The sequence below is a fragment of the Aeromonas sp. Y318-3 genome (assembly GCF_027706185.1).
GTDB classification, from domain to species: Bacteria; Pseudomonadota; Gammaproteobacteria; order Enterobacterales; family Aeromonadaceae; genus Aeromonas; species Aeromonas veronii.
On sequence record NZ_JAPDCN010000002.1, the window covers coordinates 359983 to 371908 of the forward strand.

The following is an 11926-nucleotide window of genomic DNA, read 5'->3' on the forward strand; positions in this document are numbered from 1 at the left end:
CCTCCTTGGCAAAAACGAAGGGCCAGTATGCCTGCCGTGACTTACTGGAAACAGGGTGCTGGTCGCAAAACAGTATTGAGTGGAGAGCAGCAATAACAGTAGTGAGAAATTTTTATGACTGATTGTCTGAATTTGTAGTCAACAACCCTGTTTCTGCATGAGTCACCAGCTCACCTTCGCGGATTGCGCATTCAATGGCAAACCACCTAAAACCCGCAAAGAGATATTACTGGCCCGTATGGACGCTTTGATCCAGTGCTTATCTCACAGTGAGGGCTCAACTGTTTGATCATCTAGTGAACTACTTGATTATTTGTGGCTGTAAACGTCCAAGCTATGGCCAATCATTACAAGGCTGCCATGATGGCCGGATGAAGCTTTTTTGCGATCACCATGCCAAGGAAAATGGAGGCAAATAGAGGGAGAGGATCCCAGCTTCGTCGATAGCTGCGCCAGTTGCCATTGTGGTGGCGGAAAAGCCTGTAGGCGAGAACCAAGAGGCCAATGGCGGTTTGGATGAGGCAGTTAATTGAAAAGCTGATAAAAAATTTAACGAAATCTGGCAAGGTGAGAGTCCGAGTCTGTGAAAGTGTGCTCTTCAGAGCCTGTATTGCACTCAGTTTCAATCGGCAGCAGGAGCTTTAACCTTCTTCTGCTGTGCCTTCACTGATGTGCTGGTGCTCCAACTGCTCCCATGGGGTCAATCCAAGCTGCCGGCGCTTGAGCCAGAGTCCAATTAAGGTGAAAAGACCAAATACGCCAGCGAACATGGCTGTGTTGAACAGGGCTGATAAAAGATCCATTCCCTCTGGATGCCAGACGAATGTCCACATAATCAGACCCCATAACGGCGCAATAGATAGGCCGGAACAGAGGAAATTGGTAAGCCAGCCCGCGTAATAAGGCGGCTTGACGGGGACGCCGAGTTTACGCAGCAATTTGAACAGCCACGGATTGTAGTGAAATTCCTTGAGGCCACTGTCAGCCAGTAGTTGATGGGCAATAGCCAGCCGTTCTTCAAACTCCATTAATTTATTCCCTTGATAGTCGGGCTTCATACGATTCCTCTTGATCGCATTCTACTGATTAAACAGGATGAGAGATAGTGATTCTCTCTGATTATTTCTCTTCGAAAAACAAGATCGTCTGTCTGAGCACGCTTGCCAATCCACAGCAGCTACGCCTATAAAGGCCCATAACTCTTGTCCGGATAACAGCAATGAAGACCCATTCTGATGAACTGACCCTGTTTGTGGCGGTGGTGGAGGCGGGCAGTTTTCGCCAGGCGGCGGAGAACCTCGGTATGGATAACTCGGTGGTGAGTCGCGGCATCAAGCGGCTGGAGGAGAAGCTCTCAACCGTGCTGCTCAATCGCACCACCCGCCGGGTCAGTCTGACCGAGGAGGGGAGCTGGTTCTATCAGCGGGCGGTGAAGATCCTGACCGAGATGAGCGAGGCGGAGGGGCATCTGCTGATGCGCCGGGAACAACCCGAAGGGGTGTTGAGAGTCGATGCGGCCACCCCCTTTATCCTGCACCGGCTAGTGCCGATCATCGGCGAGTTTCGCCGCCGCTACCCTGCCATCGAGTTGCAGCTGCACAGCTCGGAGGGCTTTATCAATCTGATGGAGCGGCGGGTGGACATGGCCATCCGCATCGGTGAGCTGACCGACTCCTCCCTGCGCGCGCTGCCGCTGGGTCGTTCGCGGCTGCGGCTGCTGGCCTCTCCTGCTTACTTGAGCGAGCGCGGCACCCCGCGCCAACCGGCGGATCTGCTGAGCGGTCACGAGCTGCTCGGCTTTTTGCATCCCGATCACCTCAACCACTGGCCGCTGCTCAGTGCCGAGCAGGGGGATCGCTTTGCCATCACCCCCAGCCTGCGTGCCAGCAGCGGTGAAACCTTGCGTCAGCTGGCGCTGGCGGGGCAGGGGATCGTCTGTCTGTCGGACTTTATGACCGGGCCGGATCGGGAGAGCGGCGCGCTGGTGGAGGTGCTGTCCCGCAGTAACAGCGGCGCCTCGCGCCCCATCAATGCAGTCTTCTACTCCGATGCCCAGCGGGATATCCGACTGCGGGTCTGGCTCGATTTTCTCAAAGAGCAGTTGGGCAGCTATACCCTGTAGTTCAGGTTGGTTTGTGCGGTTTGTTTGAACGGTTCGTCGCTGCGGTTTGCTTGGCGAAGAACAAGCCGAGCCTTCGTTGCGGCCAATCAGCATTAGCTAGGTGGCAGATAAACAGACGGCCGACTTGAGGGTCGGCCGCCGGTTCGGGAAGGTGTGTGAGCTGAAGCGCAGTTAGCGGGGCAGTTTGCCCCATACCCGGCTGAGCAGGGCGCCGCCGATCACCGGTGGAATGGCCAGCAGCAGGGTCCACTGCCAGGAGAGGCCGCCGACGGTGGCGGCCAGTACGATGCAGGTGAGCACCACCAGTTGGGCCACCATCATCAGGAAGGTGCCTTCGCGGGGGGTCAGTGTCTCTTTTTGAGTGGCGACGTGGGCTACGGGCGCTTGATTGGTGGTCGGTTTCATGGCGATATCCCTCTGTTGAGTCTGATATCACTAAGCAATGGCCATTCCACATTTTTTCATGTTAATTATCAATGCCTTGCGATTTTTGTCGTCATTCCCGTTTCGAGAGCGCAGGCAAAATGATTTGCAAAATGAAAACGCCACCCTGTGGTGGCGTCTTGGTTATTGAGAGGGAGAGAGGGAAGCGCCGGGCCTAGCCAATCCGGTATTGGCGGATCTGCTCGTCGATGGCCTTGGCCAGTTCGAACAGTTCGCGGCTGGCGGCATTGCTCTCCTGCGCGTGTTCCCGCTGGTGTTCGGCCACCATGGCCAGCTCGTCAAGCGCCGTTCTGGCTTGCCCCATCTGTTGATTCTGCGCCTGCGCCAGCGCGCTGATCTCGTTGATCTCGAGGGCGGTCTGGTTGATTTGGCTGGTGGCATCAACCAGCACCTCTCTGGCCTGATTCATCCGGTTGTATCCCTCTTCGCTCAGGTTGCGGGAGTCTGCCATCGAGCTGCTGGCCTGCCGCGTTCCCTCCTGCAGGCGCAAGATAAGATCCTGCACATCCTTGGTGGCGGTCTGGGTACGTACCGCCAGCTGGCGTACCTCATCGGCCACCACCGCAAAGCCCCGTCCCATATCCCCCGCCCGGGCTGCTTCGATGGCCGCATTGAGGGCCAGCAGGTTGGTCTGGTTCGAGACATCGCGGATGAGATTCATGATCTGGGTGATGTTGTTGCTGTCTTTCACCACCTCATCGAGCAGGGCCGAGGAGCTGCCGATGCTGCTGCGCAAGGTGTCGAGTTGCGCGGCGCTCTGGGTCACATCCTGCTCGATGCTGAGCATATGGTTGGCGATGCGTTGGGTTACGTCGTTGACCCCTTCAGAGCGGCTGGCGATCTGCTCGGCGTTGTCGCCGATGGTGGTGACCACAGTGGTCAGCTCCTGAATGCTCTGGGCCTGCTGGCATGCTTCTCCTGCCAGTGCCTGGGCCTGTTGCATGGATTGGGACGACTGCGCGGAGAGGGCGCTGCCTGACTGCTGGAAGCGGGAGAAACTCTGGTTCAGGCTCTGGATCAGCTGATTGAAACTTTGGGCCATCATGCCCAGCTCCGACTCGTCAGAGAAGTCGAGGCGGGTCGCCAGATCCCGATCGGCGGTGATGTGGTGCATGCCATCGGCTGCCTGACGAATCGGGCGACTGATGGAGTGAGCCAGCCAGGCGGAGGCCAGCATGGCGATCCCGCCGATGGCGAGCGACACCATGATGATGAGCTGGCGGGATTCCTGCAGTCCCTCTTCCAGCTCGGCGCTGTTGATCTCGCCAATCAGCAGCCGGTTGAGGGTGGGGATGTAACGCACCGCGATGAGGTAGGTTTGCCCCTCCAGTGTTAGCGCCTCTACGGCCACCTGATCCCGGGCATTGGGAATAAGCCGTTTGACGGTATCGAGGAAAGATTGCTGGTGGTGGGCGGCCCCCTCGACCTCCTGCTCGGGGTGGATCTCGATATTGCCCTCCATGTCCGCCAGATAGACCTGACCGCTCTTGCCGATCCGGTAGCCGCTGATGAGTTTGCTCAGGGCGCTCATGTCGATGGAGGTGCCTGCCACTGCCAGGGTCTTGCCCTCGTGGGTGACGGCGGTGTTGATATAGAGGGAGGCGCGCTTGTCAAAATCCGAGATGTCGAGGTTCAGCTCATAGGGTTTGCTGCGTTTGAGAAAGCCGAAAAACCACCCATCTTTCGGGTCTGATTCGCTCAGCGATTTCTGGGCGATGGGGCCGCCGCTGAAGTTGATCAAGGTGCTGCTCTGGCGGGGGGCGATAAAGACGTTGCCGCCGATCCGCCGTTGCAGATCCTGAAAGTAGCGTTCCATGGCGGGCCACTCTTGCTCTGGCATACCAGCGGTCAGCCAGTCGATGACAAAACGGTTGCTGGCCAGCGCCTGCGCCTCGGTCAGGTGCTGGATAAGCTGCGCTGTCAGCTGGTTGGCAATGCGATCCACACTGCTTGGCAGCTCGTAGCGTTCGACCCGCTGCTGGGCCTGACTGTGGGATATCTGCTCGAGGATCAAGGTGATGCAGCTGATGGCGATGGCCATCAGTATCGCCACGCCAGCGAGGATCCGGGTGCGGATCCCGAGCCCTGACCAGAGTGAGTGCAGTGTAAAACGGTGTATCGCCCTCTCCATATCGCTCTCCTCATAAATAAGGTCGCATATGCGACCCAGATGATGATTATAGATAGAGAACCCAATTGCGTTGTGGCGGATGGTGACAACAGAGGGTGGCAGAAAAACAGGAGGGAGCAATGAGCAGGGAAGGGGGCAGAAAGCGGCAAGGGAAAGCATAAAAAGAGAGGCCGACATTGCGGTCGGCCTCTCTGGTGTCTATCTCAACGGAATGTCGGGTGCCCGATCAATCCTCTTCAGCCCAGCGGCGTGAACGCTCAACTGCTTTTTGCCAGCCGCTGTAACGTTTGGCGCGATCGTCTCTGTCCATCTGCGGGATGAACTCGCGGTCCACGCTGAACTTGTCTTCCAGCTCGTCCGAGCTCTTCCAGAAGCCGACTGCCAGACCTGCCAGGAAGGCGGCGCCCATGGCGGTAGTCTCGATGCGGGTCGGACGTACCACCGGGGTGTGCATCATGTCAGCCTGGAACTGCATCAGGAAGTCGTTGGCTACGGCGCCGCCGTCTACCTTGAGGGCTGCCAGCTTGATGCCGGAGTCCTGCTGCATCGCATCCAGCACATCGCGGCTCTGATAGGCGATGGATTCCAGCGCGGCGCGGATGATGTGGTTGCGGTTGGCACCACGGGTCAGACCGACCATGGTGCCGCGAGCATACGGATCCCAGTAGGGCGCGCCCAGACCGACGAAGGCCGGCACCAGATAGACGCCGTTGGTGTCACCCACCTTGGAGGCGAAGTAGTCGGTATCGCGGGCATCGTGGATGATCTTCAGCTCGTCACGCAGCCACTGGATGGTGGCGCCGCCCATGAACACTGCACCTTCCAGCGCGTAGTTCACTTCCCCTTTCGGGCCGATGGCAACGGTAGTCAGCAGGCCGTTGCTGGAGCGAACCGGCTCGGTACCGGTGTTCATCAGCATGAAGCAGCCGGTGCCGTAGGTGTTCTTGGCCATCCCTTTTTCAAAGCAGAGCTGGCCGAACAGGGCAGACTGCTGGTCACCGGCAATACCGGCGATGGGGATGCGGGAGCCGCCACCACGGGTGGTGTAGCCGTACACTTCTGAAGAGGGTTTCACTTCCGGCAGCATGGACATGGGGATGCCCAGCTCGTCCAGCATCTTCTCGTCCCACTTCAGCTCGCGGATGTTGTAGAGCATGGTACGGGAGGCGTTGGTCGGGTCGGTGACGTGCACTTCGCCATTGGTCATCTTCCAGACCAGCCAGGTGTCGATGGTGCCGAACAGCAGCTCACCGTTCATCGCCTTCTCGCGGGCACCTTCCACGTTGTCGAGGATCCACTTCACCTTGGTACCGGAGAAGTAGGCATCCAGCACCAGACCGGTGTTCTCGCGAACGTACTCTTCCAGACCGCGAGCTTTCAGCTCCTCGCAGATGGCGGCGGTGCGGCGGCACTGCCAGACGATGGCGTTGTAGATGGGCTTGCCGGTGGCCTTTTCCCAGACGATGGTGGTTTCACGCTGGTTGGTGATACCGATGGCGGCGATCTCTTCGCTGCGCAGGCCGGTCTTGGCCAGCACTTCGGTAAAGACGGAGGATTGGGTCGCCCAGATCTCCATCGGGTCGTGCTCTACCCAGCCCGCTTTCGGGTAGTGCTGGGTGAATTCGCGCTGGGAGGTACCGACAATGTTGGCATCCTGATCAAACACGATGGCGCGGGAAGAGGTGGTTCCCTGGTCCAGAGCGACGACATATTTCTTTTCAGCAGACATGATGTTCTCCACGTTTCTATTTTCCACGTTTTTATACGTTGGAGGGGGCCGCTCTTATGCGGCAGCCTCTTCTTTGGCGGTTTGGGTCGCTTGCTCGGTGGTGACGACACGGTTGCCCGGGACGCAGGGAGCCAGCACTTTGACATACAGAGCGGTACCAATCTGGGCGCCAACGATGGGGCCAAGGATCGGAACCCAGAAGTAGGGGTTGTCACGACCACCGGTCAGGGCAACATCACCCCAGCCAGCAAAGAACGCGAACAGTTTCGGACCAAAATCACGGGCCGGGTTCATGGCAAAACCGGTTAACGGGCCAAGGGAGGCGCCGATCACCGCGATCAGGATACCGATCAGCAGAGCGGCTGCGAAACCTTTGGGAGCGCCGTTGTTGTTGTCACCCAGCGCCATGATGCCCAGCATTAGGACGGCGGTGATCACCAACTCGACGGCAAAAGCTTGCATATTGGTCAGCAGGGCATTGGGGTAGGTGGAGAAGATCCCGGCGGTGCCGAGGCTCTCGACGCTGCCGCGCACCACGTTATGGGTCACTTCCCACTGGGTGAAAAGGTTACCATAAAGGAAGTAGACAAGGGCGGCGAAGCAGAAGGCACCGGCCATCTGGGCGATGATGTAGGGCACTACCTTGCGCTTGTCGAACCCGCAGAAGGTCATCAGCGCCAGGGTTACAGCCGGGTTCAGGTGGGCACCTGAAATGCCGCCGGTCACATAGATGGCGATGGCCACACCCAGACCCCAGGTAATGGAGATTTCCCACTGCCCGAAGTTGGCGCCTGCCAGCACCAGTGCCGCCACACATCCGACGCCGAAAAATATCAGCAGGCCGGTTCCGATAAACTCGGCGATGCACTCGCCAAGCAGGGTATTGGGTCTTTGTATGCTCATACTTTTGTTCCTTATATCCACCCGTAGAGGTTTGATGTTCCGTTTTATCTTTTTGTGTCTATCCGTTGCTGCCGAAAACGTTTCCTTGTTGTTTTTGCGTCTTGCGCAAACGTTATGCTCGTTTGCGCTCGTTATCGGTCGTGACAGAAAATAACCCTTCCCAATAATTTCACCATCCCCCCTCCATAGGAAATGTGGACAAGATCCCACTCATTGCTAAGAAAATGTGACGTAAAGCATCTTGATAACCGCCAGTTACCACTTAGGGGGTATCTCGCAACCCTTGCCACACAAGGGCTGGCGCTTGCTGAGTGATTTCTCATTTGGAGCTTTTATTTGTAATAAAACTGCAATATTTGAGCATGCATCACAGATTAAATGAGCGCATATGAGCACAATAGGCTCGCTTACGAATCAGCGGACTCACATGATTCGTTGGAATGGTCAGGGCATCCTCAACCGCCCATAACAACAATAAGGAAGCAGAACATGCTTAGTCTCTTCAGGCCTGCGGCGCACATCGACAGGCTCCCGGCTGACAAGGTCGACCCCTTCTACAAACGCATGCGTTGGCAGGTGTTTTTCGGGATCTTCTTCGGTTACGCTGGCTACTATCTGGTACGGAAAAACTTCAGTCTGGCGATGCCCTATCTGATCGAGCAGGGCTTCTCCCGTGGTGATCTCGGTTTCGCGCTCTCCGGGGTCTCCATCGCTTACGGTTTGTCCAAGTTCCTGATGGGGAACGTCTCTGACCGTTCCAACGCCCGTTACTTCCTCTCCGCCGGTCTGCTGCTCTCGGCTGCCATCATGTTCATGATGGGGACCATGCACTGGGCCACCTCCAGCATTGCCATCATGTTTGTGCTGTTGTTCCTGAACGGTTGGGCACAGGGCATGGGCTGGCCGCCCTGCGGTCGCACCATGGTGCACTGGTGGTCACAGAAAGAGCGCGGCGAAGTGGTTGCGGTCTGGAACGTGGCGCACAACGTGGGTGGCGGCATGATTGGCCCGCTGTTTATCCTCGGGATGGGCTGGTTCAACGACTGGCGCAGCGCCTTCTATGTGCCTGCGGCAGCGGCGGCCGCCATCGCAGTGATCGCCTTCTTCGTGATGCGTGATACCCCGCAATCGGTCGGTCTGCCTCCTATCGAGGAGTACAAGAACGACTATCCGAAGGATTACAACGAGAGCCACGAGCAGGAGTTCTCCGCCAAGGAGATCTTCGTCAAGTACGTGCTGCACAACAAACTGCTGTGGTACATCGCGATCGCTAACGCCTTCGTTTACCTCATTCGTTACGGTGTGCTGGACTGGGCGCCAACCTACCTGAAAGAGGCCAAGCACTTCACCGTCGACAACTCCTCTTGGGCTTACTTCCTCTACGAGTGGGCCGGTATTCCGGGCACCCTGCTGTGTGGCTGGATCTCTGACAAGATGTTCCAGGGCCGCCGCGCCCCGGCCGGTATCCTGTTCATGGTGCTGGTGACCCTGGCTGTGCTGGTTTACTGGTTCAACCCGGCCGGCAACCCGACCATCGACATGATGGCGCTGGTGGCTATCGGCTTCCTGATCTACGGCCCTGTCATGCTGATCGGCCTCTATGCTCTTGAGCTGGCACCGAAGAAAGCCGCCGGTACTGCGGCCGGTTTCACCGGTCTGTTCGGTTATCTGGGCGGCGCCGTGGCAGCCAACGCCATGCTGGGTTATACCGTTGACCACTTCGGTTGGGATGGCGGCTTCATGGTGCTGACCGTCTCCTGTGTGCTCTCCATCATCCTGCTGGCGATGACCCTCAAGCATGAGAACATTGCCGTTGCGGCCAAGAAAGCGGCTGCCCATAAGGCATAAAACGTGATCCTCAGCTTATTGATCCCAAAGGGGATCAGGTAAACTGCCAAAAGGCCCCGCATCTGCCGGGGCCTTTTTTTGTCTCATCATCGGAGTGCAAGCGTGAAGCAAACCCAACGACATCTGGAGATCCTGGACGTCCTGACGCGGCAGGGATTTGTCTCGACCGACGATCTGGTGACCCACTTTGACGTCAGCCCCCAGACCATTCGCCGGGATCTGAACGATCTCGCCGAACAGAACAAGATCCGGCGCCATCACGGCGGTGCCTCCCTGCATTCGAGTACCGTCAATACCGCCTACAGCGCCCGTAAAGTGATGCAACTCAAGGAGAAAGAGCGCATCGCCCGCGAGGTAGCGGCCAATATTCCCGACGGCTCATCGCTCTTTATCGACATAGGCACCACCACCGAAGCTATTGCCCGCGCCCTGCTCGATCACCGTGAGCTGCGCATCGTCACCAACAACCTCAACGTAGCCAGCATTTTGACGGCCAAGGATGACTTCACCGTCATCATTGCCGGCGGCGAGATCCGCAACCGCGATGGCGGCATCGTGGGGGAGGCGACCCGCGACTTTATCGGTCAGTTTCGCATGGACTATGGCGTCATCGGGATTTCGGGGATCGACAACGACGGCTCCCTGCTCGATTTCGACTATCACGAGGTGAAGATTGCCCAGGCCATCATCGCTCACTCCCGTCAGGTGTTCCTGGCCGCCGACCACACCAAGTTCGGTCGCAATGCCATGGTCAATCTGGGCAATCTCAGCCAGATCCACGCCCTCTTTACCGATCAGGAGCCACCGGAAAAGCTGACGCGATTGATGGCGCAACACCAGATAGCCTGCCACATCTGCTGACGGCGAAACACGCCAAGGCTGTGCCGGTCGCCCGTCAGGGCGGCCTCCTTTCTCTTTCCCGTTCCTGCGTCATCTCACCCCTTTATGGGTATTGCCAAAACCACTATTCAATCTGGTTTTTTTGGCTATTAACTCGCCGATGTTGGCCCGACGCCATTTGCTCAGCTGACCTGTCCTCTTTGCCACCTCTGGCGGGCTGTGGCGATCACACTTTCACCATAAAATGTTCGTTTGTTGTATTTTCATGTTCTAAAATGAGCGAAATCAAACATTGCTGTTATAGCAATCATAAAAATGAAAGTAGGTGAACATGAGCGAACATTATGATCTGGTCGTCGTCGGTGGCGGCATCAACGGGGTCGGCATCGCAGCCGATGCGGCAGGACGGGGCCTGAAGGTTGCCCTGTTTGAGGCGCAAGATCTCGCCTCTGCCACCTCGTCCAACTCCAGCAAGCTGATCCACGGCGGTTTGCGCTATCTCGAGCATTACGAATTCCGGCTGGTCAAAGAGGCGTTGGCGGAGCGTGAGGTGCTGCTCGGTATTGCGCCTCACATCGCTCGTCCCATGCGTTTTCGCCTGCCGCACCGTCCACACCTGCGTCCGGCCTGGATGATCCGCGCCGGTCTGTTCCTCTATGACAATCTGGCCAAGCGCGACAAGCTCAAGGGGAGCTGTGGTGTACGCTTCCTGCCGCAAGATGGCTTGACCGCAGGGATCAATAAGGGGTTTGAATACTCGGATGCCTGGGTCGACGATGCCCGGCTGGTTGTGCTTAACGCCATGATGGCCCGTGACAAGGGGGCCGATGTGCAGACCCGCACCCGCTGTATCAAGGCGGTGCGCGGATCCAAACACTGGACGCTCACTTTGGAGCGGGAAGGGGGCGAGCAGTTCACCGTCACCTGCCGTGGTCTGGTCAATGCGGCGGGCCCCTGGGTCAAGACCTTCTATGACGAGAGCCTGCACGAGAAATCCCCCCGCGGCATTCGCCTTATTAAAGGCAGCCACATGATAGTGCCGCGCATCCATGAGCGCGAAGAGGCCTATATTCTGCAAAACGAAGACAACCGCATCGTCTTCGTCATCCCTTATCAGCAGGACTATTCCCTCATCGGCACCACCGATGTGGAGCACCACGGCAGCCCGCGGGAAGCGAAGATCAGCGAGGCCGAAATTACCTACCTGTGCAAGGTGGTCAACGCCCACTTCACTCGCCAAATTGCGCCGAAAGATGTGATCTGGACCTACGCCGGGGTGCGCCCGCTCTGTGACGACGAGTCAGACTCGCCGCAGGCGGTGACCCGCGACTACACCCTCGAACTTTCTGGCGAGTCTGACGGTGCGCCGCTCTTGTCGGTGTTTGGCGGCAAGCTCACCACCTATCGCAAGCTGGCGCAGGCCGCCTGCAACAAGCTCAAGCCCTGGTTTAGCCAGATGGGGGATGACTGGACTGCGACCAGCCGTCTGCCCGGCGGCGAGTTTGACTGCTCGGTACGCGAGCTGGCCCGCGCTTTTGCGCTGGAGTTTGACTGGCTCGATGATCGCAGCGCCCTGCGCATTGCCGAGGCCTATGGCGCCCATGCCCGTCTCTGGCTGAAAGAGGATCGCGGCATTCACTTCGGTGGCGGCCTCTACGAGTCGGAAGTGCGTTATCTCATCGAGCGGGAGTGGGCCTGTTCACTGGATGATATCCTCTGGCGCCGCAGCAAGCTGGGGCTGCGCCTGAACGAGTCAGAGCAGCAGATGCTGCAGATCTGGCTCGACCAATACCATCAGGCTCTGCGCAAGGCGAGCTGATGCGTGACGGTGGGCAGTGCGCAGCTGCCCACCGCTTTCCACCGTAAATATGCAACAAACCTCTGATAGAACAATTACCTACACACAATA

The 11926-nt window shown here is 57.9% G+C and carries 10 protein-coding genes; 4 read left to right on the plus strand and 6 right to left on the minus strand.

Annotated elements, in window-relative coordinates; all coding sequences use genetic code 11:
• Window positions 1-347: 347 nt before the first annotated feature.
• Both OKB77_RS04150 and OKB77_RS04155 read right to left on the minus strand, forming a co-directional pair.
• Window positions 348-566 carry a hypothetical protein gene (locus OKB77_RS04150; RefSeq protein WP_159163860.1) on the minus strand — a complete coding sequence of 73 codons (219 nt, stop codon included), beginning with the start codon at window positions 564-566 and terminating at the stop codon, window positions 348-350.
• Window positions 567-641: 75 nt separating this feature from the next.
• On the minus strand, window positions 642-1028 hold the full coding sequence (locus OKB77_RS04155) for a DUF6404 family protein (protein WP_100654787.1): 387 nt from the start codon (window positions 1026-1028) through the stop codon (window positions 642-644).
• Window positions 1029-1219: 191 nt separating this feature from the next.
• Between OKB77_RS04155 and OKB77_RS04160 the strand changes: the two genes are divergently transcribed.
• Window positions 1220-2122 carry a LysR substrate-binding domain-containing protein gene (locus tag OKB77_RS04160; protein ID WP_139433711.1) on the plus strand — a complete coding sequence of 301 codons (903 nt, stop codon included), beginning with the start codon at window positions 1220-1222 and terminating at the stop codon, window positions 2120-2122.
• Window positions 2123-2293: 171 nt separating this feature from the next.
• On the opposite strand, the gene OKB77_RS04165 is transcribed toward OKB77_RS04160, so the two are convergent.
• From OKB77_RS04165 to OKB77_RS04180, 4 genes are all read right to left on the minus strand, one after another.
• Window positions 2294-2527, minus strand: a complete 234-nt coding sequence (locus OKB77_RS04165; RefSeq protein WP_019446771.1) for a hypothetical protein — start codon at window positions 2525-2527, stop codon at window positions 2294-2296.
• A gap of 193 nt (window positions 2528-2720) precedes the next feature.
• Complete coding sequence (locus OKB77_RS04170; RefSeq protein ID WP_270816975.1) at window positions 2721-4697, minus strand: methyl-accepting chemotaxis protein; 1977 nt, start codon at window positions 4695-4697, stop codon at window positions 2721-2723.
• Window positions 4698-4923: 226 nt separating this feature from the next.
• On the minus strand, window positions 4924-6426 hold the full coding sequence (glpK, locus tag OKB77_RS04175; protein WP_270816976.1) for a glycerol kinase GlpK: 1503 nt from the start codon (window positions 6424-6426) through the stop codon (window positions 4924-4926).
• Window positions 6427-6480: 54 nt separating this feature from the next.
• Window positions 6481-7329 (minus strand): MIP/aquaporin family protein, encoded by an 849-nt coding sequence (locus OKB77_RS04180; protein ID WP_005350866.1) that lies wholly within the window; start codon window positions 7327-7329, stop codon window positions 6481-6483.
• A 489-nt stretch (window positions 7330-7818) separates the two neighbouring features.
• Between OKB77_RS04180 and glpT the strand changes: the two genes are divergently transcribed.
• From glpT to glpD, 3 genes are all read left to right on the plus strand, one after another.
• Entirely contained in the window at window positions 7819-9177 is a 1359-nt protein-coding gene (gene glpT, locus OKB77_RS04185) for a glycerol-3-phosphate transporter (RefSeq protein ID WP_005337540.1), read from the plus strand.
• A 102-nt stretch (window positions 9178-9279) separates the two neighbouring features.
• Window positions 9280-10038, plus strand: coding sequence for a DeoR/GlpR family transcriptional regulator (locus OKB77_RS04190; protein ID WP_005347045.1), 759 nt, complete (start codon window positions 9280-9282; stop codon window positions 10036-10038).
• Between the two features lie 310 nt (window positions 10039-10348).
• Window positions 10349-11836 (plus strand): glycerol-3-phosphate dehydrogenase, encoded by a 1488-nt coding sequence (gene glpD, locus OKB77_RS04195; RefSeq protein ID WP_270816977.1) that lies wholly within the window; start codon window positions 10349-10351, stop codon window positions 11834-11836.
• The last annotated feature ends 90 nt before the right edge of the window (window positions 11837-11926 follow it).